Raw genomic sequence first — 21,805 nt, 5'->3', positions numbered from 1 at the left:
ATCGGGTTCCCGTGACTTTTCCCTGGCGTCGCTTCCAGCCTGGCATCACTGCCCGGCTGTTTCTGGCCGTGCTGTCCACGGCGGTGTTCGTGGTGATCGCCATGGGCGCGGCTGCGCAATGGAGCTTCAGCCGGGGTTTTGTGGGCTACCTGAACCAGCTGGCCGGCGAACGGCTGGAGGCCGCGCGGCCCCGTGTGGTGCAGGCTTACGTCACCCATGGCGCCAATTGGGACTTTCTTCGCGACGAGCGCTCGCGCTGGTTCAAGCTGCTGCGCCCGGTGGCCGACCCGGACGCGCCCTTGGCCGCCGGCCCCGTGCCGCCGCCCCTGTCGGACCTGACCGGCGCCGCGCTGCGCTCTACCCTGCTGGACGCCGACATGCGGTTCGTCGTCGGCCACGCCGACTTCCGTCTGGACGCTCCACGCTGGCCTTTGCTGGTGCAGGGCAACACCGTCGGCTGGATCACCACCGCACCGTTCGAGAGCGTGAGCGCGGCCGGCGACGTGCGTTTTGCCGCCAGCCAGTACCGCGCCAGCTGGACCATGGGCGCCGTCTCCGTCGTGCTGGCCGCATTGATCGCCCTGTGGGCGGCCCGCACGCTGCTGCGCCCGCTGCGCGCGGTGGCCGCTGCCACCCACCGGCTGGCGGCCGGCGACTACGCCACCCGCGTGCCGGTGCATTCGCACGACGAGGTGGGCCAGCTGGCGTCGGACTTCAACCGGCTGGCGCTCACGCTGGAGTGCAACGAGCAGATGCGCCGCGACTTCATGGCCGACATATCGCACGAGCTGCGCACCCCGCTGGGCGTGCTGCACGGCGAGCTGGAGGCCATGGAAGACGGTGTGCGGCCGCTCACGCGCGCCTCGGTGCAATCGCTGCAGGCCGAAGTGGCCACCCTGAACAAGCTCGTCAGCGATTTGTACGACCTGTCGCTGGCCGAAGCCGGCGCCATGACCTACCGGCACACGCCGCTGGACCTGGCCGAGTTGCTGCAGGCCAGTGCCACCGCCTACCGGTCGCGCCTGGCCGGGGCCGGCATCGCGCTGGAGATGCGGCTGGCAGCGCAGACGCTGGTGGTGTCGGGCGATGCGCGCCGGCTGCACCAGCTGTTCGGCAACCTGCTGGAAAACGCGGTGCGCTACACCGACGGCGGCGGCACGCTGCGCATCGAGGCCGAGCGCGAAGACGCCGGCTGGATCCGCGTGGCGTTCAGCGATTCGGCGCCGGGCGTGGCGGCGGAACATTTGCCGCGCCTCTTCGACCGCTTCTACCGGGTGGAAGCCTCGCGCAGCCGGGCCAGCGGCGGCGCCGGCCTGGGCCTGGCCATCTGCCGGCGTATCGCCGAGGCCCACCATGGCCGCATGGAAGCAGCGCAGTCGCCGCTGGGCGGGCTGTGCGTCACGTTGCGCCTGCCGGTGGCCGGGCCACAGGCCGCCGCGCTGCTGGAGGCCGGGCAATGACCTCGGTGGCGGCCGCTGGCGCAAGCACGCAGGCCGCGCCGCCCGCGCACATCCTCATCGTGGAAGACGAGCCGAAGATGGCCGCACTGGTGATGGACTACCTGCGCGCTGCGGGCCACCGTGCCGAATGGCTCGACGATGGCCGTGCCGTGGCGCCGTTCGTGCGCGAGCACCAGCCCGACCTGGTGCTGCTGGACGTGATGCTGCCCGGCCGCGACGGGCTGGAGGTGTGCCGTGAGCTGCGCACCTTCAGCGATGTGCCGGTGGTCATCCTGACTGCCCGGGTGGAAGAAGCCGACCGGCTGGCTGGCCTGGAATGCGGGGCCGACGACTACATCTGCAAGACGCCGTTCAGCCCGCGCGAGATCGTCGCGCGCGTCAAGGCGATCTTGCGGCGTAGCCGGCTCGCGCCGGCTTCGGCACCATCCGGCGACTCAGGCACGGCAGGGCCGGTACTGCGGGTCGATGTGGAGAGCTACCGCGCGTACTTCCAGGGCGCGCTGCTTGACCTGACGCCCGTGGAATTTCGCCTGCTGCGCACGCTGGCGTCGGCGCCGGGCCATGTGTTCTCGCGCGACGTGCTGTTGACCAAGCTGCACCACGACCACCGCGCCGTGACCGACCGCGCGGTCGACAGCCACATCAAGAACCTGCGCCGCAAGCTCGCGCAGGTCGATGCGGATTGCGATCCGATCCGGGCGGTGTACGGCGTGGGCTTCAGGCTCGATCTCTGACAGGGGGCCGACGCCGGCTGTGTGATAGTTCTTCCATGAACTTTCAAACAGTGCTCGACGAGATCAACGCCGAATTGCGGCCCCAGATGGGCCAGGCCGGCAAGGTGGCCGACTACATTCCCGCGCTGGGCCGGGTGCCGGCTCAGCGCTTCGGCATCGCACTGCGCACCTGCGACGGGCAAGAGGCCGCCAGTGGCGACAGCGAGGAGATCTTCTCGGTGCAGAGCATCTCCAAGGTGTTCTCGCTCACGCTCGCCATGAAGGCGATGGGCGAGGAGCTCTGGCAACGCATCGGCCGTGAGCCTTCCGGCACCGCGTTCAATTCGCTGATCCAGCTGGAGCTGGAAGAGGGCGTGCCTCGCAACCCGTTCATCAACGCCGGCGCCATTGCGGTGGCCGACCGGCTGGTGAGCCTGGGTGATGCGCCCGCGATGATTCTGGAGCTGCTGGAAAGCCTGTGTGGCGAGCCCATCGCCATCGACCCGGAGGTGGCCGATTCCGAGGCCGAGAACGGGCACCGCAATCTGGCCGTGGCGCACTTCATGAAGAGCTTCGGCAAGATCGACAACCCGGTGGCCCAGGTGCTGGACGCCTACTTTCATCAGTGCGCTATCCGCATGAACTGCGTGCAGCTAGCGCGTGCCGCGGGCTACCTGTGCCGCAACGGCGAACACCCCTACGGCGGCAAGGCCGTGGTGACTGATCGGCAGGCACGTCGCATCAACTCGCTGATGCTGACCTGCGGCACCTACGACGCGGCGGGCGAATTCGCATTCCGCGTGGGCCTGCCGTGCAAGAGCGGCGTGGGCGGCGGCATCGTCGCCATCCTGCCCGACGAGCTGAGCCTGTGCGTCTGGTCGCCAGCACTGGACGACAGCGGCAATTCGCACCTGGGCATGCAGGCGCTGGAATTGTTTGTGGCAAAAACCGGACTGTCGGTGTTCTGATTTCGGTCCAGCGGCCCGCAGGGTGACGGGTCGACTTGATCTGCATCAAGGTTTTTACAGGGGTGTTCCCTTGCCGGCGTCAAAAGGCTTTCGTGCGCGTTGATCGGCTCCTAACATGCGTCAAAACGTGTGCGTGTGCTGGCAGCGCCGGATTCGCACTTTCCCCAATGCATTGCAGCGCCGCCGGGGCATCCGGTGGTGCGCAATGGCCAAGACAGGGCGGTCTTCGTGCGAATCAATCTACCGGTCAGTGCCAATGAATACGCGTTCCCGCGCGGCGAAACGCTGGTGTCCACCACCGATCTGCAAGGCCGCCTGCTGTACTGCAACCCGATGTTCATCGAGGTCAGCGGCTACACGCGTGAGGACCTGTTGGGTCAGCCTCACAACATGATTCGCCACCCCGACATGCCTGAGGAGGCGTTTCGCGACATGTGGGCCACCATCGCGGCAGGCATGCCGTGGTCCGCCGCCGTGAAGAACCGGCGCGCCGATGGCGACTTCTATTGGGTGATGGCCAACGTCACGCCGCTGATGGAGAGTGGGCGCCCGGTAGGCTACATGTCGGTGCGCACCGAAGCCACGCGCGACCAGATCCAGGCGGCCGAAGCGCTATACGCCCGCATGCGCGCTGAAAAGCACGCCGGCCAGCGCATCCACACGCTGCGCGCCGGCCGGCTGGTGCGGCGCACCTGGGCCGGGCGATTGGCGCAAGGGCTGAACCTGGGCCTGGGCGCGCGCCTGGCGGCGGGTTTTGCCGCAGTCTTCGCCGCGTGCTTTGCGGCGTCGGTGGCCGACGGACAGGCACTGGATGCAGATGCCGTGGCCGCTTGGCTGGGCGCGCTGGGCGTCACCGTGGCGGCGCTGGCCTACGCGCGCCGCGTAGCCGTGGCGCCATTGGGGCAGATGGTGCAGGCCGCCAACCGCATCGCGGCGGGCGACCTGACGCAGTCCATCCAGGTCACGCGGCCTGATTTGATGGGCGACTTGCAGAAGGCGCTGGCCCAGCTCAACGTGAACCTGCTGTCCATCGTGCGCGATGCGCGGCAGGAGAGCGAGAAGATGCGCGCGGCCACGCAGGAGATCGCCACCGGCAACCACGACCTGTCGGCGCGCACCGAGACGCAGGCCAGCAACCTGCAGCAGACCGCTGCGTCGATGGAAGAGATCACCGGCACCGTGAAGCAGACGGTGGATGCGGCGCGGCAGGCCAGCCAATTGGCAGAGCAGGCCACCGGCATGGCCGAGCGCACCAGCGACGCCGTCAACAGCGTGGCGGCCACCATGCAGCAGATCCAGGCGGCGTCGGGGCGCATCAGCGAGATCACGCAGCTCATCGACAGCATTGCGTTCCAGACCAACATCCTGGCGCTGAACGCAGCCGTGGAAGCGGCCCGCGCGGGCGAGCAGGGGCGTGGCTTTGCCGTGGTGGCGCAGGAAGTGCGCAGCCTGTCGCACCGCACGCTGACGGCTGCCAAGGAGATTCGTGCGCTGATCGACGATTCGGCTGCCAAGGTGCAAGAGGGTCATCGCAAGACCGACGGCGCGCAGGCCACCATGGCCGAGTCGCTGGGCCTGGTGCGCAACGTGGGCACGCTGATCGGCGAGATCCACAGCGCCGCGACCGAGCAGCTGTCGGGCATATCGCAGGTGAATTCCGCCGTGGCGCACCTGGACACCATCACCCAGCAGAACGCCTCGCTGGTAGAGCACAGCGCGGGCCTGGCCACGCAGCTGCAACACCAGGCGCAGACCGTGACCGAGACGGTGCAGGTCTTTCGCATCACGGCGGGCGCCTCGTCGAGCAAGCAACCTGATGCAGTGGCACTGCGCCGGGCAATGAAGGCCCGGCGCGCTGATGCCCACGCGCAGCCTTCATTGGGACATGGCTGAAGCGTGGTTTGAGGTCAAATCGGCCTCTAGCGCTTATTGGTTAAGCGCTGATAGCTATAAAAAACATAGCATTTGATCTGAATTGTCAACAAGCCTGTACTGCGCAGGCTCGGCGCCCCCTTTTCTGGGCGGCGCCAACCGCTGGCGCCTACCATAGGTGACCGCGCCCGCCCGGGCCGCGACAACCTGCTGTCTTGAAGGACCGATCCATGAGCACTTCCAACAACTCGCTTGCCGACCAACTGTTCTCGCAACTGCAGGGCGCACCGTTGCAGCAGATCGCCCAGCAACTGGGCACCAGCCCGGCGCAGGCCCAAAATGCGGTGGGCGCTGCCCTTCCGCTGCTGCTGGGCGCTTTGGGCCGCAATGCCGAGCAACCCGGCGGCGCACAGGCAATCTTCGGTGCGCTGCAGCGCGACCATGCGAACGCGGCGCCCGCAACCGCCGGTGGTGGGTTTGATCTGGGCGGCCTGCTCGGTTCGGTGCTGGGCGGCGGCGCGGGCACGTCGACATCGGGCGGCGCAGACATCCTGGGCCACATTTTTGGCGGCCAGCAGCGCCAGGCCGAGGCCGGGCTGGGCCAGGCGACCGGCCTGGGCGCCAACGCCGGCCAGTTGCTGCAACTGCTGGCGCCCATCGTCATGGCCTTTCTGGCGCAGCGCGTCAACTCGGGCGGGCTGGATGCGGGCGCACTGGGCGACACGTTGGGCCAGGAGCGCGCCCATGCACAGCAGCAGGGCGGTGCAGGCGGAGGCCTGCTGGGCAGCCTGCTCGACCAGAACGGCGACGGCAAGCTCGATCTGGGCGACCTGATCAAGGCGGGCGGCAGCCTGCTGGGTGGCCGACGCTAAAGCCCCGCGCGTTCACACGCACGGAGCGTTTGCACGGGTTGCACGGGTTGCCAGCGCGACCCGGTTCGGCGGACACTGGGGGCGAGACACTCCCTTTGACCCCACCTTCCGGAGGCGCCCATGACCACCGTCGCAGAGATTCTCGGCTCCAAGCCCCACACCCAGGTTCACACCGTCACGCCCACCGATTCGGTGCTGCAGGCCTTGCAGCTGATGGCACAGCAGGGCATCGGTGCCCTGCTGGTGATGGAGGGCAACGACATCGCCGGCATCTTCACCGAGCGCGATTACGCCCGCAAGGTGGCCCTGCTGGGCCGCACCTCCGGCGACACCCGCGTGCGCGAGGTGATGACCAGCGCCGTGCGCTTCGTGCGGCCCACGCAGAGCACCGACCACTGCATGGCCGTGATGACCGAAAACCGCCTGCGCCACCTGCCGGTGGTGGACGAATCGGGTCAGTTGACCGGCATCGTCTCCATCGGCGACCTGGTCAAGCACATCATCTCCGAGCAGCAGTTCATCATCGAACAGATGGAGCAGTACATCACCGGCCACCGCGCCTGATGCGGCCGGCTGCACATCGAACCCCAGCGGCGCGCCGGCCGGCATGAGCTTCGACCTCGACTGGGGCCGCGCCAGCGAGGCCGGCCGCAAGCCGGTCAACGAAGACCGCGCGGGCCACGCCGAAGGCCGGGGCTCCGAGGTCGGACACGGCGCCATCGCCGTCATTGCCGATGGCGTGAGCGCTGGCGGCCGGGGCGCCGAGGCGGCTGCCACCGTCGTCGGGGCGCTGCTGCGCGACTACTTCGCCACGCCTGACACCTGGGACACCACTGTCGCGCTCGACCGCGTGCTGTTGGCCCACAACCAGTGGCTGGCCGGCATGAACCGGCGCCGCCAGCCGGCGATGGGGCTGACCACCGTCACCGCGCTGGTGCTGCGCGGCCAGTCTTACACCCTGGCTCATGTAGGCGACACGCGCGCTTATCTGCTGCGCGGCGGCACGCTGCAGCAGCTGACCACCGACCACGTGGTGCCGCACCGCGACCTGTCGCACCAGCTGACCCGCAGCGTGGGCTCGGACGAGCGCCTGCTGGTCGACTACGCGCAGGGCGACTTGCTGGCGGGCGACCGCTTTGTGCTGCTGACCGACGGCGTGCACGGCGTGCTGCCCGAGCGCGAATGGCGCGCGCTGGCGGCATCGCCCGACCTGTCCCCCCAGGCCCTGGCAGAGGCGCTGGTACAGGCGGCCTTGAGCCACGGCAGCCGCGACAACTGCACCGCCCTGGTGGTGCAGGTGCGCGGCGCCAGCGAGGCCACGCTGCGCGACACCGCCCGCCAGGCGCGCGCGCTGCCGGTGCCGCCGCGCCTGCGCCCGGGCGAGTTGCTGGACGGGTTGCAGGTGCTGGAGTTGCTGGCCGATACCGGCACGCACCTGGTCTACCGCATGAGCGCCCCGGTGGCGGACGATGAGGGCGCAGCCCCGCGGCATTACGTGCTCAAGGCGCTGTCGCCCCAGCGCGCGCATGACGAGGTCGAGCGCGACATGCTGGCGCACGAAGCCTGGCTGGCGCAGCGCATGCAGGGTGGCCGCGCCCGGCGCCATCTGGCCTGGCTGCACGCTGCACGGCCTTCCGGTACGGCCACGGCTTTCTACCTGCTCTACGACTGGCATGGCGGCGACACGCTGGGCCAGCTGCTGGCGCGGCGCCAGCCGGTGAGGGTGGCGCAGGCAGTGGACTGGACCATCCAGGCCGCGCAGGCGCTGGGCCAGCTGCACCGCCAGGGCGTGGTGCACCGCGACATCAAGCCCGACAACCTGCATGTGGGCGATGACGGCGTGCTGCGCGTGCTAGACCTGGGCGTGGCACTGTCTGGCCGCGAGCCCGAGGCCACACGGCTGCTGCATGCCGGCACGCCCAGCTACATCAACCCCGAGCAGTGGCCCGGCTACGACCTGGCGGCGCAGCGCGGCGGCGCTGCCGTGCCCGATGCGCGCAGCGATCTGTTCGCGCTGGGCGTCACGCTCTACCAGTTGCTGAGCCAGGGTCGCCTGCCTTACGGCGAAGTGGCCCCCTACCAGTTGGGCCGCTACCACCGCGACCCGCAGGCGCCCAGCCGCCACCACCCGGCCGTGCCGATCTGGCTGGACCACATTGCGCTGAAGGCCGTGGCGCGGGCCCAATCAAATCGTTTTGAGACGGCCGAAGAGTTGGTGCTGGCGTTGCAACGTGGCGCATCGCGCCCCTTGCCACCGCCCGGCGCCAGCCCGCTCACGGCCCGCTCGCGCGTGGCACCGTGGCAGATGGCGCTGGTGGTCAGCGTGCTGCTGAACCTGGTGCTGGTGTTCTGGGTGCTGTTCCTGCCGCGTTAGGCCGCGGCAGAAAACATCAGGCCGGCACCACGCGTGCCCGGCCGCCTTTTTCGGCCCAGGTGCGGGTCCAGCGCAGTTGCATCACCCGCAGCAGCACCAGCATGCTGGCCGCGCAGGCTGAAAAGAGCACAAAGCCCCAGAGGTAGGTGCCCGCGTATTGCTTGGACAGGCCCATGGCGTTGGGGATGAAGCCGCCGCCCAAGGCGCCGATCTCGCCGATCATCGAGCCGGCCACGGCCGTGGTCAGTGGCCAGCGCAGCGGCACCAGCTGAAACAACGCGCCGTTGCCCGCGCCCAGCGCCGCGAAGCAGACCAGAAACAGCAGCACCGTCACCGGCAGCGATCCTTCGGCAAAGCCGCACAGCAGCAGGCTGATGGTGGCCACCGCCAGCACGGCCGTCAGCGTGTTCACGCCGCCCCAGTGGTCCGACAGCCAGCCGCCGCAGATGCGCAGCGCCGCGCCCATGAAGGCCGCCAGCATGGTCAGTTGGCCGGCCTGTACCTTGCTCACGCCGAACTGGTCGTGAAAGTAGCTGGGCAAAAAGGTGGTCAGGCCGATGAAGCCGCCGAAGGTGACGGCGTAGATCAGGCTGAAGGCCCAGCCGTCTTTTTCGAACAGGCATGCCACGTGGTCGCGAAAGCTCGCGTGCTTGTCAACGTCGGGCGGCTCCTGTGCGAAGACGATCATCACCACCACCGGAATGGCCACGGCGATGGCCGCAAAGCCATACACCGACTGCCAACCGAATTTTTCGGCCAGCAGCGGCGCCAGCAGCGCGCAGACGGCCGTGCCCACGTTGCCCGCGCCCACCAGGCCCATCGCCAGGCCCTTGTAGCGCGGTGGAAACGAGCCCGAGCCCAGCGACAGCGCCACGCCGAAGCTGGCGCCCGCAATGCCCAGCAGCACGCCCATGGCCAGCAGGTCGTGGTAGCTGTCGACGAAGAAGTAGCCAAAGCCCAGGGCGATCGCGATGCCGCCCATCTCGACCAGCGTGGCGTTCTTGCGGCCGATGTACTGCGCCAGCACGCCCAGCGGAAAGCGCATCAACGCGCCGGCAAAGATGGGAATGGACAGCATCAAGCCCTTTTGCGCGGGCGTCAGCTGATAGGTCTCGCTGATGAACGGCGCCATGGCACCGTTGATGACCCAGATGCCGCACGAGAAGGCGAAGTAGAGAAACGATGCCCACAGCGTGGGGGCGTGGCCGGCTCGGTGAAAGTCGCGAAGAGATGCCATGGAAGTGTTCCGCCGCGCCGTTTTATGGGCACGCAAGAGGATGGACGAAAAAAAACGTCCGCTAAGAAGCTGCGGTGGTTGCTGCTTCTTGGCGGACGTCTTTGTCCTGAATCAGTCCGATGGCTCCATTGCCACCTGACTGCCGGTTCCGCATCCTCAAGCAAGTGCAATGCCAGCGAAACGGGGGCAACTCTTCAAGTGAGATGCAGCAATTTCTTGCAAGACTGGTGCGTCTGCGCGCTTATTTGGTGCGGGGGCACCAGCGGCGCTTCAGTGGGCTCCGTCGTGCACCGTCCAGGGTTGGGGTGCCATGGCTTTGTGTGTGACCTTGACATGTGTATCCACCGAACGCAGCCGCGCCTTCAATTTTTGCTTCAGATCTGCGAGATCCACTTTGGGAATGTGACTCGCGCTTTGCTCGACATGTACGACGATGTTGAGTTTGCGACATCCAAGCAACTGACGGCTCAGCACGCGTTCGCTCTCATCGCTGGCTGAAAGCTTTGCAGGTAGGAGTGCCGCCAGCGTGTGAAGCACCTTCGTTGCAATGGCATCTGGCAGCAGAGATGGCTTCTCCGTGTCTGGGTGACGGTAGTCCTTCACCTCGATTAGGTACGCGACCTTGTCAGGCGACAGTGCCACGACGTCCATTGCTTTTACGCCATTGCACATCTTGCTGAAATGTTGGCGGTAGAACGCCCACTCGTCGTATTTACTGGCCTGCCAAGCATCCGGAAAAACGAAATCCAGCCCATCTACATGCAGAGTGGGCATGGTTAATCTTCCATGGCGAGATAGCGATCTGACTGGGCCAGACTTTCTTCCAGGGAGCTAATGTCTCCCATGTCCGCCAGCGTGGGTCCCTGGTGGACGTCCATGCCGTTGTCGCCGGATTGCAGGCCGAAGAACTGGGCCTTGACGCCACGATGGGCATCGCTGTGCAGCAAGATGTCCAGTTCACGCAACAGGAAAAGACTGTGGGTTGCCAGAAATATCTGAATTCCTGCTTTGCTCAATGCGGCGATCACTCCCGCCACTTCACGCACAAGCCGAGGATTCAGGTTGGCCTCTGGCTCATCCCAGAAAAGGTAGCCTTTATCCAGCAGCACTCCTGAGGCGATCAATCGAGCAAGCATGCCCAGCTTGCGAACGCCTTCTGCGACCAGTGGCATCTCCATGCGCCCACTGCCCTGCTGCAAGTAAAAACGTCCGTTGGAGTCCAGCTCTATGCTGCCATCCATCGCGGCTTCCAAGGGCTGCAGCAATTCTTTGATTCGGTGCTGTTTCGGGCCTCTCTGCAGGGGTGTCCCGAGGAGCAGGCAGGTGTCTCGCCACGTTTCTTCAAACTCCAGAAACCGGCTTTCATACACCGCAACGAAGTTGGGAAAGATAGCCAGAAGTTCGCGCGTGGGCAGATAGGCGGGTGCAGCTTCCAGCCATTTCTTTGGCGCAGAGCCAATGACCACTTCGGACTTGCTGTTCGTTGAGAAGCTGAAGTCGGTGTTCAGCCCGGTATCGGAAAACTCCAGTGCAACGTCGCACCTTTCTCTTCCTTGACGCCTGCGTGCCAGCCGCCCCAGACTTTCTGGACGGAAAACGTTGACCAGCTTGGTTGCCAGCAAGCTTTGCAGCGCCTTTTGGGTCGGCGTTTCGGCTTTGGGTTTGCGTCCTTCATCGTGGCTTGTTGCCATGACTGCATAAGCCACCTTCAACAAATGCGTTTTGCCCGCGCCGTTTTCTCCCACGATGACATTCAGCTGCGGCGAAAAATTCAGATCGGCTTCAGAAAAGACCGTGAAATTCTTCAGGCGCATCCGTTTCAACATACCTATCCTTGCATCGTGATCGCCTCCGCGCGGTGTCAATCCGGCCGCGGGATTGGCGCACAGCAGGCGTAACTGTGAGCCGACGATGGTAACCACGTTGGCTTTGCCTGCAAACCGAGACGGTATGTCGCCTCGTGAATGCAGGCAAGCACTTCCCCTGTGCCCTCAAGCCGCTTTTTCGACGTGGCCCTGGCGTGTGTACAGAAAGTCGAGCACCGCCTTGCGGCACTGCAGGTAGCGAGCGTCTTCGGCCAGCGCCACGCGGTGGCGTGGGCGCGGAATGTCCACGTGCAGCACCTCGCCGATGGTGGCGGCCGGGCCGTTGGTCATCATCACGATCTTGTCGGACAGCAGCACGGCTTCGTCCACGTCGTGGGTGACCATGACCACGGTGCTGTGCGTGCGCGCGACGATCTCCAGCAGCTCGTCCTGCAGCTTGGCGCGGGTGAGCGCATCCAGCGCGCCGAAGGGCTCGTCCATCAGCAGCACCTGCGGCTCCATCGACAACGCCCGGGCGATGCCCACGCGCTGCTTCATGCCGCCGGAAATCTCGCCCGGCCGCTTTTGCGCCGCAGCGGTCAGGCCCACCAGCGCCAGTGCGGCGTCGGTGCGCTCGCGCAGCTGGGCCTTGGTTTCCTTGCGGCCGAAGACGCGTTCGACAGCCAGGTACACGTTGTCGAAGCACGTGAGCCAGGGCAGCAGCGAATGGTTTTGAAACACCACCGCGCGCTCGGGGCCGGGGCCCTGGATTTCCTTGTTGGCGCACAGCAGCGCGCCGGCGGTGGGCGTGGTCAGGCCCGCAATCAGGTTCAGCAGCGTGCTCTTGCCGCAGCCCGAATGGCCGATCAGCGCGACGAACTCGCCCTTGGCAATGGTCAGATCGATGCCTTTGAGCGCCGGGAACAGGCCCTTGGCGGTCTTGAAGGTCTGGTCGACCCGCTGGACTTCGATGAACTTGGTGGTGAGAGATGTGTGCATGAGGAACTCCTGGTTTTGTCGAGGACCACCGTGGAACCGGCTTTGCCGGGCCACTGGTGGTGCTGCCCCCTGAGGGGGTGACGCGCCGTAGGCGCGGCTCAGGGGAGGGTCAAGTCTTGACCTCTTCGAACGTGAAGGCCGTAGCCAGCTTGACCAGGGCGTATTCGAGCAGCAGCCCGACGATGCCGATGACGAAGATCGCGATCAGGATGTTCTTGACGTTCAGGTTGTTCCACTCGTCCCACACCCAGAAGCCGATGCCTACGCCGCCGGTCAGCATCTCGGCCGCGACGATCACCAGCCAGGCCGTGCCCACGGCCAATCGCACCCCGGTCAGCATGTAGGGCAGCACGGCAGGGAACAGGATGGTCGTGGCGATCTTCCACTCGCTGAGGTTCAGCACGCGGGCCACGTTCATGTAGTCCTGCGGCACACGCTGCACGCCCACGGCGGTGTTGATGATCATCGGCCAGATGGAGCAGATGAAGATGGTCCAGATAGCCGCCGGGTTGGCGCCCTTGAAGACCAAGAGGCCGATCGGCAGCCAGGCCAGCGGCGACACCGGCCGCAGCAGGCTGATGAGCGGGTTGAACATGCGCGATAGGAAGGTGAAGCGCCCGATCACGAAGCCCGCCGGAATGCCCACCAGCGCCGCCAGGCCGAAGCCCACGGCCACGCGTTCGAGCGACGCCAGCACGTTCCAGCCCACGCCCTGGTCGTTGGGGCCGTTGCGGTAGAACGGGTTCTTGAAGATCTCCAGCGCCTGCTGCCAGGTGTCGAAGGGCCCTGGAATACTCTGCGCGGTGGCGGCGGACACGATGGCCCACACGCCGATCAGCAGGCCCAGCCCGCAAACCGGTGGCAGCACGACGAGCCAGAAGCTGCGCGACAGCGCGGCCCAGTCGCGGCGCGGCGCGGCAGATGCTGCGGCCGCAGGGGTTTTCAAGTCGTTTTGGCCTGTAGCGCTTATGGATAAAGCGCTTCCAGCTACTAACTTGATAGCGTTGTCGGATGCCGAAGGGGCGGAATCCAGCGGGGAATGAAAGACGGCACTGACCATGGTGTGTGCTCCGGTGTGCGTTGACGGGTGGGGCTTTGTGGGGTGACGGTCACATGGCGGTCAGAGGGCTCAGGCCTTGACCTTGAAGCCGTCGGCGTACTTCTTCGGGTCCTTGCCGTCCCAGACCACGCCGTCGACCAGCTTGTGCGTGCGCATGTCGCTGGTGGGCAGCGGCACCTTGGCGGCGGTGGCGGCCTGCTTGTAGACGTCGATGCGGTTGATGGACTTGGCCACGCCCAGGTAGTCGGGGTGGTCCTTCAGCAAGCCCCAGCGCTTGTGCTGCGTCAAGAACCACATGCCGTCCGACAGGTACGGGAAGTTGGCCGCGCCGCCGTTGTAGAACTTCATGTGGTCCGGGTCGTCCCACGTCTTGCCCATGCCGTCCTGGTAGCGGCCCAGAATGCGCTGGTTGATGGCGTCCACGCTGGTGTTCACGTAGGCCTTGCCGGCGATGGTTTCGGCCATCTTGGTCTTGTTGGCCAGGCCTTCGTCGATCCAGCGGCCCGCCTCCAGAATGGCGGCCGTCACAGCGCGCGCCGTGTTGGGGTACTTCTGTACGAATTCAGACGTGGTGCCCAGCACCTTTTCGGGGTGGTCCTTCCAGATCGCCTGCGTGGTGGTAGCGGTGATGCCGATGCCGTCCATGATGGCGCGGTGGTTCCAGGGCTCGCCCACGCAGAAGCCGTCCATGTTGCCCACGCGCATGTTGGCCACCATCTGCGGCGGCGGCACGGTGATGACCTTGGCGTCCTTCAACGGGTCGATGCCGTTGGCCGCCAGCCAGTAATAGAGCCACATCGCGTGCGTGCCGGTGGGGAAGGTCTGCGCGAAGGTGTATTCCCGCTTTTCGGTGGCCATCAGCTTGGCGAGCGTCGGGCCGTTGATGGCGCCCTTGTCCGCCAGCTTCTTGCTGAGCGTGATGGCCTGGCCGTTCTGGTTCAGGTTCATCAGCACGGCCATGTCCTTCTTCGGGCCGCCCAGGCCCATGTGCACGCCGTAGATCAGGCCGTACAGCACGTGGGCAAAGTCCAGCTCGCCGGTGGCCAGCTTGTCGCGCACGCCGGCCCAGCTGGCTTCTTTGCTGGGCACGATGGTCACGCCGTACTTCTTGTCGATGCCCAGCACCGAGGCCATCACCACGCTGGCGCAGTCCGTCAGCGGGATGAAGCCGATCTTCACTTCCTTCTTTTCCGGGGCGTCGGAGCCCTGGGCATGCACCAGCGCACGCAGCGCGGGGCTGATGCCCACGGCGCCTACGGTGGCGGCTTGCAGCACAGTGCGGCGTTGCAGGCTGGATTTCAAAAGATCGGTCATGGAAAACATCCTCGAAGCGGATTGGAAAAACGACAAAGGCGTCCGCACGCCACCGCAGCGTTCAATGAAGCTCGCTGCAGCGGGTGGGGACGCCTTTGTCCGGATTTCGATGCGCACCGCCCGCCCTTGGGCGGCATGCATCGCGGTGTGACCTGCGTTGGTCTGCAAGGCATTACGCAAGCGGTGTGCCAGCGTGTTCGAGAATGTGTTTTGCTATTTATTTGATAGCTGTTTGCGCTTGATGCGCGGGCGCTGCAGGCTGGTTTGACTCAAACGCTGGTGCATTGGGTGGCTCTGTGAGTCGCAGTCTGTGGTGCGCTGCCGCACTGCGCTTGTGCGGTGCACCAAATCCGTCGTGAGGCGCTGCGCTGGTGCGCGCCTGCCGGGTCGATCTCTGAGCGACCCCTAAGCGATCTCCGGGCGCTCAGCCCATCAGGTCGGCCACGTCCAGCATGCGCTGGGCCACGTCCACCAGTTTCAAGCCCTTGTCCATGGCGGTTTTGCGCAGCTTGTCGTAGGCCGCCTTTTCCGTCAGGCCCTGGCGCTGCATCAGCAGGCCCTTGGCGCGGTCGATGGTCTTGCGGTCCTTCAGCTCGGACCGCGCATCGGCCAGCTGCGAGCGCAGCTCCTGCTCGTGCTGAAAGCGCGCCATGGCCACGTCCAGGATGGGGCGGATGCGCTGCGGCGCCAGCCCGGCCACGATGTAGGCCGACACACCCAGCGCCACCGCGTCTTTCACGTGGGTGGTGTCTTCGTCGTTGGTGAACATGACGATGGGCCGGCGCTCATCGCGCGTGGCCATCACCACGTGTTCTAGAGCGTCGCGCGCCTCGCTCTCGGCGTCCACGATGATCATGTCGGGCTGCAGCTGCGCGATGCGCTCGCGCAGGAACACGTCGGCCGGCAGCGTGGCGACCAGGTTGAAGTGGTTTTCCAGCAGCCCGATGCGCAGCGCACGCGAGCGCTCGGCCTGCAGAAGCGCATGCTCGTCGTCCGGGTCGGTCATGGCCAGGTCAGGGGCCACCACCACGATTCTCAGGGGCTCGCTCATGTCCCAAGCATAAGCAAGAAATACACCCAAACCCGCTCGACTCCTGCGCCTTTTTTGCACCGCCGAGGTGAATGCGTGTCGGCCTGGGGCGTTGGGCTGAATCTTGCATGGAAGCCCGTCCGGGGAATAGCGAAATCCCAAGGCCGGCGGAAACCCCATAGCTTTTCACTCCCCGGTCGGCTATACACGGCACCGCAATTCACAGAGATGGAGTTCAGACAATGGTTGTGTTGAAACAAGGGCAAGGCGTAGTCGGACAGCGCCGCCGCCAATGGACCGCCCGCATGGCGGCAGTGGCGGCAGCTGCCGTAGTGGGCTTGGGGGCGAGCGGGTGCAGCAAGGTGCCCGACACCATCCGCATCGGCGTGGCGCAGCCTTTGTCGGGCAATCTGGGGGCGCTAGGGCAGGACCTGCTCAACGGCGTGACCATGGCGGTGGATGAACTCAACCGCGCCGGCTTTGTGGTGGACGGCAAGCGCGTGACGCTGGAGGTGATCGCGCAGGATGACCGCGCCGACGCCGCCTCGGGCAAGGCCGCCGCCCAGCAACTGGTGAACGATGGCGTGGTGGCGGTCATCGGCCACCTCAATTCCGGCGTCAGCATCGAGGCCGCGCCCATCTACGGCGAAAAAGGCATCGCCCAGATGGCCATTTCGACCAACCCGCGCTTCACCCAGCTGAACCTGCCCACCACCTTCCGGCTGGTGGCCAACGACACGCTGCAGGCCAAGGCCATGGGCTCGTTCGCCGCCACCCAACTGGCCACAGCCAGCTATGCGGTGCTGGACGACGGCACGCCGTACGGCAAGGGCCTGGCCGACGGCGCGGCGCAGCAACTGGCGGCCGAGAAAAAGCAGGTCACCGTGCGCCAGTCGTTCGACGACCGCACCACCGACTTCGCCGACGTGGCGGGCAAGCTGCAGGCCGCCAGCGTGGGCGTGATCGTCACCACGCTGAACGACTTTCAGGTGCTGGCGCTGCTGGAAGCGTTGAAGAAAGTGGGCCACACCCGCGTGTCGGTGCTGGGCGGCGACACCATCAAGACCACCGACATGACCAAGGCGGACGGCATGGTCGATGCGGTGTACGCCACGTCGCCCGTGCTGGAGGCGCGTGAATTCATCACCGGCCGGCAGTTTCTGGACAAATACACCGCTCAGTTCAAGAAGGCGCCGGCCTATGGTGGCCACTACAGCTACGACGCGATGTACGTGCTGTCTGCCGCCATCAAGCAGGCGGGCTCGGCCGACCCCAAAGCCATTGCCGCTGCGCTGCACACCATCAACGGCTACGCGCCGGTCACCGGCACCATGACCTGGGACGCGGCCGGCGAACAGCGCTATGGCGCCGTGGGCGTCTACAGCCTGCGCGGCGGCCGCTGGGAAATGCGCATGCGGTCAGACCGCTGGTAGTCGCGCGATCACCCTGCGTGCCACGAGAGGCGGCCTGCCCGCCTAAACTCGCGGCATGAGTTTGTTGATCCTCGGAATCGAATCGTCCTGCGACGAAACCGGCGTGGCGCTTGTGCGCTCGCATGACGGCCCCGGCGTGCCCACGCTGCTGGCCCACGCACTGCACAGCCAGATCGCCATGCACCAGGCCTACGGCGGCGTGGTGCCCGAACTGGCCAGCCGCGACCACATCCGCCGCGTACTGCCGCTGACCGAAACGGTGCTGGCCGAAGCCGGCCACCAGCTGTCCGACGTGGACGTGATCGCCTATACGCGCGGCCCGGGCCTGGCCGGCGCGCTGCTGGTGGGCGCGGGCGTGGCCTGCGCGCTGGGCGCGTCGCTGGACAAGCCCGTGCTGGGCGTGCACCACCTCGAAGGCCATTTGCTGTCGCCGTTCCTCAGTGCCGATCCGCCGGAATTTCCCTTCGTCGCGCTGCTGGTGTCCGGCGGGCACACGCAGTTGATGCGCGTGGACGGCGTGGGCCGCTACACCCTGCTGGGCGAGACCATCGACGATGCGGCGGGCGAAGCCTTCGACAAGTCGGCCAAGCTGCTGGGCCTGGGCTACCCGGGCGGGCCGGCTCTGTCGCGCCTGGCAGAGCAGGGCGACCCCCTGGCCTTCAAGCTGCCGCGCCCGCTGCTGCACAGCGGCAACCTCGACTTCTCCTTCGCCGGCCTGAAGACCGCCGTGCTGACGCAGGCCAAGAAGCTGGGCGACGACCTGCAAGCGCGCCGCGCCGACCTGGCCGCCAGCACCGAGGCCGCCATCGTCGACGTGTTGGTCAAGAAGACCCTGGCCGCGCTGAAGCAAAGCGCCCTGCAGCGCGTGGTGGTGGCCGGCGGCGTGGGCGCCAACCGCCTGCTGCGCGAACAACTCAACGCCGCCTGCGCGCGCCTGAAGGTGCGCGTGCATTACCCCGAACTGCATCTGTGCACCGACAACGGCGCCATGATCGCCATGGCCGCGGCCATGCGCATCGCGGCGGGCCGGCAGTCGCCCAACCGCGACTACGCCTTCGACGTCAAGCCGCGCTGGCCGCTGGATGCGCTGGATACGCCGGCGGGATCGGCTGCCGTCGCTGCGGTCCAGGCTTCAAAAGTTTGAGTGTTTTTGGCCTCTAGCGCTTATCTATAAAGCGCTAGTAGCTATAAAAATAATAGCAAACGCAAAAGGTCTCAGTACATCAACCGCTCAGGCCGCACTTCCTGCAGGATGGTCGTGGCGATCTCTTCGATGCTCTTGGTGGTGGTGGACAGCCAGCGAATGCCGGATCGCCGCATCATCGCCTCGGCCTCGGACACCTCGTAGCGGCAATTGATCAAATCGGCGTATTTCGAGCCCGGCCGCCGCTCGTTGCGAATCTGCGAGAGCCGCTCGGGCAGGATGGTCAGCCCAAAGATCTTCTTGCGGTGCGCCTCCAGCGCGGGTGGCAGCTGGCGGCGGTCGAAGTCTTCCGGAATCAGCGGGTAGTTCGCCACCTTCAGGCCGCACTGCATGGCCAGGTACAGGCTGGTCGGGGTCTTGCCGCTGCGCGACACGCCCACCAGGATCACGTCCGCGCCGGCCAGGTCGCGGTGGCTCTGGCCGTCGTCGTGGTCCAGGCTGAAGTTGATGGCGTCGATGCGCTGCGTGTATTCCTTGCTCTGGCTCACGTCTGAAAAGCGCCCCACGCGGTGGTGCGACTTGATGCCCAGCTCGCCCTCCAGCGGGCGGATGAAGGTGCCGAACATGTCCAGCAGCATGCCCTTGCAGCCGCCTTCGATGATGCGCAGCACGCCCATGTTCACCAGCGTGGTGAAGACGATGGGCTTCTTGCCCTCCAGCTCGGCCGTGTGGTTGATCTGCCGCACCACCTGGTGAGCCTTGTCCTCGGTGTCGATGAACGGCAGCCGCACGTGGCGCGGTTTCATCTCGAACTGCGCGAGGATGGCGTTGCCGAAGGTTTCGGCCGTGATGCCGGTGCCGTCGGAGATGAAGAAAACGGTGCGCGTGTGCATGGGCAGGGGTGCCGGAGGCAAGGATCGGGGTGAGAAAAAAGGCCGGCCGAATTCGGCAGGGCGGGCGGGCCGTTGCCAGCCTACAATCTCGCCCATTATTCCCAATTCCCCACCATGCGACGCGGCTGCCCACTATCAGAACAGCAAAGCCAGCTGCCACGCATGGGCGCACGCCCACTTCTTCTCTCGCTCCGCTTGGGCGCAGGCGCGGATCCGCTTTCAACTTCTGGAGCTTTCCCATGTCTGCACTCTTCAACGCGACCGCCCTGGTCGTTCCGTTTGAAAACCTGAGAATGACCGACGTCGAGTCGGTGGGCGGCAAAAACGCCTCCCTCGGCGAGATGATCTCCCAGCTGCCCCAGGGCGTGCGGGTGCCCACGGGCTTCGCCACCACGGCGCACGCGTTCCGTGAATTCCTCAAGCACGAAGGCCTGGCCGACCGCATCAGCCAACGCCTGGCCGCGCTCGACACCGAAGACGTGCGCGCGCTGGCTGTGGCCGGCGCCGAGATCCGCGGCTGGCTCGAAGCCCAGCCGTTCCCGGCCGACCTGGAAAAGGCCGTGCGCGACGCCTTCGCCACGCTGTCTGCCGGCAATGCCGAAGCGAGCTTCGCCGTGCGCTCGTCCGCCACGGCCGAGGATTTGCCCGATGCATCGTTCGCCGGCCAGCAGGAAACCTTCCTGAACGTGGTGGGCGCTGACGACGTGCTGCACAAGATGAAGGAAGTGTTCGCGTCGCTCTACAACGACCGCGCCATCAGCTACCGCGTGCACAAGGGCTTTGCGCACGACGTGGTGGCCCTGTCGGCCGGCGTGCAGCGCATGGTGCGCTCCGATCTGGGCGCGGCCGGCGTGATGTTCACCATCGACACCGAAAGCGGTTTTGAAGAGGTGGTGTTCATCACCTCCAGCTACGGCCTGGGCGAGACGGTGGTGCAGGGCGCCGTGAACCCGGACGAGTTCTACGTGCACAAGCCCATGCTGGCGGCTGGCAAGAAGTCGGTCATCCGCCGCAACCTGGGCTCCAAGCTGATCCAGATGGTGTTCGCCTCGGCCGACGAGAAGAAGGCATCGGGCAAGCTGGTCAAGACCACCGACGTGCCCACCGAGCTGCGCAACCGCTATTCGCTGACCGATGCCGAAGTGCAGCAGCTGGCCGCCTACGCTGTGGTCATCGAAAAGCATTACGGCCGCCCGATGGACATCGAATGGGGCAAGGACGGCACCGACGGCCTGCTCTACATCCTGCAGGCGCGCCCCGAGACGGTGAAGAGCCAGTCCAAGGGCCAGGCCGAGCTGCGCTACAAGCTCAAGGGCCAGGGCACCGTGCTGGCCGAAGGCCGCGCCATCGGCCAGAAGATCGGCACCGGCCCCGTGCGGCTGGTGAGCGACATCGCCGAGATGGACAAGGTGCAGCCCGGCGACGTGCTGGTTACCGACATGACCGACCCGAACTGGGAGCCTGTGATGAAGCGCGCCAGCGCCATCGTCACCAACCGCGGCGGGCGCACCTGCCACGCGGCGATCATCGCGCGCGAACTCGGCATTCCGGCCGTGGTGGGCTGTGGCGACGCCACCAGCTTGCTGAAAGAAGGCACGTTGGTGACGGTGAGCTGTGCTGAAGGCGACACCGGCAAGATCTACGACGGCCTGCTGGAAACCGAGGTGACCGAGGTGCAGCGCGGCGAGATGCCGTCCATCAAGACCAAGATCATGATGAACGTGGGCAATCCGCAGCTCGCCTTCGACTTCTGCCAGCTGCCCAACGAAGGCGTGGGCCTGGCGCGGCTGGAATTCATCATCAACAACAACATCGGCGTGCACCCGAAGGCCATCCTGGACTACCCGCAGATCGATGCCGACCTGAAAAAGGCTGTCGAATCGGTGGCCCGGGGCCATGCATCGCCGCGCGCCTTCTACGTGGACAAGGTGGCCGAAGGCATCGCCACCATCGCGGCGGCCTTCTGGCCCAAGCCCGTGATCGTGCGCCTGTCGGACTTCAAGTCCAACGAATACCGCAAGCTGATCGGCGGCAGCCGCTACGAGCCCGAAGAAGAAAACCCGATGCTGGGATTTCGCGGAGCGGCGCGCTACATCAGCAAGGAATTCGGCGAAGCCTTTGCCATGGAATGCGAAGCCCTCAAGCGCGTGCGCGGCGAGATGGGCCTGACCAACGTGCAGGTGATGGTGCCCTTCGTGCGCACGCTGGGCCAGGCCGACCGGGTCACGCAACTGCTGGCCGAACATGGCCTCAAGCGCGGCGAGGCGGACCTCAAGGTCATCATGATGTGCGAGGTGCCTTCCAACGCCGTGCTGGCCGACGAGTTCCTGCAGTTCTTCGACGGCTTCTCGATCGGCTCCAACGACCTGACCCAGCTGACGCTGGGCCTGGACCGCGATTCCGGCCTGGAGCTGCTGGCCGCTGACTTTGACGAGCGTGATCCGGCCGTGCAGGCGCTGCTCAAGCGGGCCATCTCTGCCTGCCTGGCGCAAGGCAAGTACGTAGGCATCTGCGGCCAGGGCCCCAGCGACCACCCTGACTTTGCCCAGTGGCTGGCCGATGAAGGCATCTCCTCGATCTCGCTGAATCCCGACAGCGTGATCGCCACCTGGCAGCAACTGGCCCGCTGAC

General features: G+C 66.1%; 19 protein-coding genes. 11 read left to right on the top strand and 8 right to left on the bottom strand.

What is annotated here, in order from left to right; genetic code table 11:
* Positions 1-11: 11 nt before the first annotated feature.
* The 7 genes from baeS (at position 12) to RQI28_RS04245 (ending at position 8,259) form a co-directional block, all read left to right on the top strand.
* On the top strand, positions 12-1,460 hold the full coding sequence (gene baeS / locus RQI28_RS04275) for a sensor histidine kinase efflux regulator BaeS (RefSeq protein WP_311221318.1): 1,449 nt from the start codon (positions 12-14) through the stop codon (positions 1,458-1,460).
* A complete protein-coding gene (locus RQI28_RS04270) occupies positions 1,457-2,194 on the top strand; it encodes a response regulator (protein WP_311221317.1) in 738 nt (245 codons plus the stop codon). The genes baeS and RQI28_RS04270 overlap by 4 nt, the downstream gene beginning before the upstream one ends.
* Before the next feature lie 35 nt (positions 2,195-2,229).
* Positions 2,230-3,141, top strand: a complete 912-nt coding sequence (locus RQI28_RS04265) for a glutaminase (RefSeq protein WP_311221316.1) — start codon at positions 2,230-2,232, stop codon at positions 3,139-3,141.
* Positions 3,142-3,369: 228 nt separating this feature from the next.
* Positions 3,370-5,034 carry a methyl-accepting chemotaxis protein gene (locus RQI28_RS04260; RefSeq protein WP_311221315.1) on the top strand — a complete coding sequence of 555 codons (1,665 nt, stop codon included), beginning with the start codon at positions 3,370-3,372 and terminating at the stop codon, positions 5,032-5,034.
* A 209-nt stretch (positions 5,035-5,243) separates the two neighbouring features.
* Complete coding sequence (locus RQI28_RS04255; protein WP_311221314.1) at positions 5,244-5,885, top strand: DUF937 domain-containing protein; 642 nt, start codon at positions 5,244-5,246, stop codon at positions 5,883-5,885.
* A gap of 120 nt (positions 5,886-6,005) precedes the next feature.
* Positions 6,006-6,449 carry a CBS domain-containing protein gene (locus RQI28_RS04250; protein ID WP_311221313.1) on the top strand — a complete coding sequence of 148 codons (444 nt, stop codon included), beginning with the start codon at positions 6,006-6,008 and terminating at the stop codon, positions 6,447-6,449.
* A gap of 43 nt (positions 6,450-6,492) precedes the next feature.
* On the top strand, positions 6,493-8,259 hold the full coding sequence (locus RQI28_RS04245) for a bifunctional protein-serine/threonine kinase/phosphatase (RefSeq protein ID WP_311221312.1): 1,767 nt from the start codon (positions 6,493-6,495) through the stop codon (positions 8,257-8,259).
* Positions 8,260-8,275: 16 nt separating this feature from the next.
* On the opposite strand, the gene RQI28_RS04240 is transcribed toward RQI28_RS04245, so the two are convergent.
* From RQI28_RS04240 to RQI28_RS04215, 6 genes are all read right to left on the bottom strand, one after another.
* The gene (locus RQI28_RS04240) at positions 8,276-9,496 is read right to left on the bottom strand and encodes an MFS transporter (protein ID WP_311221311.1); all 1,221 of its coding nucleotides are present in this window, start codon (positions 9,494-9,496) and stop codon (positions 8,276-8,278) included.
* A 270-nt stretch (positions 9,497-9,766) separates the two neighbouring features.
* On the bottom strand, positions 9,767-10,270 hold the full coding sequence (locus RQI28_RS04235; protein ID WP_311221310.1) for a hypothetical protein: 504 nt from the start codon (positions 10,268-10,270) through the stop codon (positions 9,767-9,769).
* A 2-nt stretch (positions 10,271-10,272) separates the two neighbouring features.
* Positions 10,273-11,418 carry an AAA family ATPase gene (locus RQI28_RS04230; protein ID WP_311221309.1) on the bottom strand — a complete coding sequence of 382 codons (1,146 nt, stop codon included), beginning with the start codon at positions 11,416-11,418 and terminating at the stop codon, positions 10,273-10,275.
* A gap of 69 nt (positions 11,419-11,487) precedes the next feature.
* Positions 11,488-12,300: an ABC transporter ATP-binding protein gene (locus RQI28_RS04225; protein ID WP_311221308.1), complete on the bottom strand. Its 813-nt coding sequence runs from the start codon at positions 12,298-12,300 to the stop codon at positions 11,488-11,490.
* A gap of 109 nt (positions 12,301-12,409) precedes the next feature.
* On the bottom strand, positions 12,410-13,360 hold the full coding sequence (ntrB, locus tag RQI28_RS04220; protein ID WP_311221307.1) for a nitrate ABC transporter permease: 951 nt from the start codon (positions 13,358-13,360) through the stop codon (positions 12,410-12,412).
* A gap of 69 nt (positions 13,361-13,429) precedes the next feature.
* Positions 13,430-14,674, bottom strand: coding sequence for a CmpA/NrtA family ABC transporter substrate-binding protein (locus RQI28_RS04215; RefSeq protein ID WP_311221306.1), 1,245 nt, complete (start codon positions 14,672-14,674; stop codon positions 13,430-13,432).
* On the opposite strand from RQI28_RS04215, the gene RQI28_RS04210 reads away from it, so the two are divergent.
* Positions 14,673-14,825 (top strand): hypothetical protein, encoded by a 153-nt coding sequence (locus tag RQI28_RS04210; RefSeq protein WP_311221305.1) that lies wholly within the window; start codon positions 14,673-14,675, stop codon positions 14,823-14,825. The genes RQI28_RS04215 and RQI28_RS04210 overlap by 2 nt on opposite strands.
* 273 nt (positions 14,826-15,098) lie before the next feature.
* On the opposite strand, the gene RQI28_RS04205 is transcribed toward RQI28_RS04210, so the two are convergent.
* Positions 15,099-15,725 carry an ANTAR domain-containing protein gene (locus RQI28_RS04205; protein ID WP_311221304.1) on the bottom strand — a complete coding sequence of 209 codons (627 nt, stop codon included), beginning with the start codon at positions 15,723-15,725 and terminating at the stop codon, positions 15,099-15,101.
* 221 nt (positions 15,726-15,946) lie between these two features.
* Here RQI28_RS04205 and RQI28_RS04200 point away from each other — a divergent pair, with 221 nt between their 5' ends.
* Both RQI28_RS04200 and tsaD read left to right on the top strand, forming a co-directional pair.
* Positions 15,947-17,137 carry a branched-chain amino acid ABC transporter substrate-binding protein gene (locus RQI28_RS04200; RefSeq protein ID WP_311221303.1) on the top strand — a complete coding sequence of 397 codons (1,191 nt, stop codon included), beginning with the start codon at positions 15,947-15,949 and terminating at the stop codon, positions 17,135-17,137.
* Between the two features lie 55 nt (positions 17,138-17,192).
* Positions 17,193-18,281, top strand: coding sequence for a tRNA (adenosine(37)-N6)-threonylcarbamoyltransferase complex transferase subunit TsaD (gene tsaD / locus RQI28_RS04195; protein ID WP_311221302.1), 1,089 nt, complete (start codon positions 17,193-17,195; stop codon positions 18,279-18,281).
* Positions 18,282-18,352: 71 nt separating this feature from the next.
* Here the strand turns inward: tsaD and RQI28_RS04190 are convergent, their stop codons facing one another.
* The gene (locus RQI28_RS04190) at positions 18,353-19,174 is read right to left on the bottom strand and encodes a pyruvate, water dikinase regulatory protein (RefSeq protein WP_311221301.1); all 822 of its coding nucleotides are present in this window, start codon (positions 19,172-19,174) and stop codon (positions 18,353-18,355) included.
* A gap of 239 nt (positions 19,175-19,413) precedes the next feature.
* Here RQI28_RS04190 and ppsA point away from each other — a divergent pair, with 239 nt between their 5' ends.
* Positions 19,414-21,804, top strand: coding sequence for a phosphoenolpyruvate synthase (ppsA, locus tag RQI28_RS04185; RefSeq protein ID WP_311221300.1), 2,391 nt, complete (start codon positions 19,414-19,416; stop codon positions 21,802-21,804).
* The last annotated feature ends 1 nt before the right edge of the window (position 21,805 follow it).

Source organism: Acidovorax sp. WCS2018Noco2-16 (assembly GCF_031843945.1).
Taxonomy (GTDB): Bacteria; Pseudomonadota; Gammaproteobacteria; order Burkholderiales; family Burkholderiaceae_C; genus Paracidovorax.
The sequence above is the reverse complement of the archived record's forward strand: the minus strand, read 5'-3'. Positions and strand labels throughout refer to the sequence as shown.

Bases quoted from the DNA above. Each gene is read 5' to 3' on its own strand.
- RQI28_RS04240 (WP_311221311.1), bottom strand. From the start codon at position 9,496: ATGGCATCTCTTCGCGACTTTCACCGAGCCGGCCACGCCCCCACGCTG.
- RQI28_RS04205 (WP_311221304.1), bottom strand. From the start codon at position 15,725: ATGAGCGAGCCCCTGAGAATCGTGGTGGTGGCCCCTGACCTGGCCATG.
- RQI28_RS04215 (WP_311221306.1), bottom strand. From the start codon at position 14,674: ATGACCGATCTTTTGAAATCCAGCCTGCAACGCCGCACTGTGCTGCAA.
- RQI28_RS04225 (WP_311221308.1), bottom strand. From the start codon at position 12,300: ATGCACACATCTCTCACCACCAAGTTCATCGAAGTCCAGCGGGTCGAC.
- RQI28_RS04235 (WP_311221310.1), bottom strand. From the start codon at position 10,270: ATGCCCACTCTGCATGTAGATGGGCTGGATTTCGTTTTTCCGGATGCT.
- ppsA (WP_311221300.1), top strand. From the start codon at position 19,414: ATGTCTGCACTCTTCAACGCGACCGCCCTGGTCGTTCCGTTTGAAAAC.
- RQI28_RS04255 (WP_311221314.1), top strand. From the start codon at position 5,244: ATGAGCACTTCCAACAACTCGCTTGCCGACCAACTGTTCTCGCAACTG.
- tsaD (WP_311221302.1), top strand. From the start codon at position 17,193: ATGAGTTTGTTGATCCTCGGAATCGAATCGTCCTGCGACGAAACCGGC.
- RQI28_RS04245 (WP_311221312.1), top strand. From the start codon at position 6,493: ATGAGCTTCGACCTCGACTGGGGCCGCGCCAGCGAGGCCGGCCGCAAG.
- RQI28_RS04265 (WP_311221316.1), top strand. From the start codon at position 2,230: ATGAACTTTCAAACAGTGCTCGACGAGATCAACGCCGAATTGCGGCCC.
- RQI28_RS04250 (WP_311221313.1), top strand. From the start codon at position 6,006: ATGACCACCGTCGCAGAGATTCTCGGCTCCAAGCCCCACACCCAGGTT.
- RQI28_RS04190 (WP_311221301.1), bottom strand. From the start codon at position 19,174: ATGCACACGCGCACCGTTTTCTTCATCTCCGACGGCACCGGCATCACG.
- RQI28_RS04200 (WP_311221303.1), top strand. From the start codon at position 15,947: ATGGTTGTGTTGAAACAAGGGCAAGGCGTAGTCGGACAGCGCCGCCGC.
- RQI28_RS04270 (WP_311221317.1), top strand. From the start codon at position 1,457: ATGACCTCGGTGGCGGCCGCTGGCGCAAGCACGCAGGCCGCGCCGCCC.
- ntrB (WP_311221307.1), bottom strand. From the start codon at position 13,360: ATGGTCAGTGCCGTCTTTCATTCCCCGCTGGATTCCGCCCCTTCGGCA.
- RQI28_RS04210 (WP_311221305.1), top strand. From the start codon at position 14,673: ATGGAAAACATCCTCGAAGCGGATTGGAAAAACGACAAAGGCGTCCGC.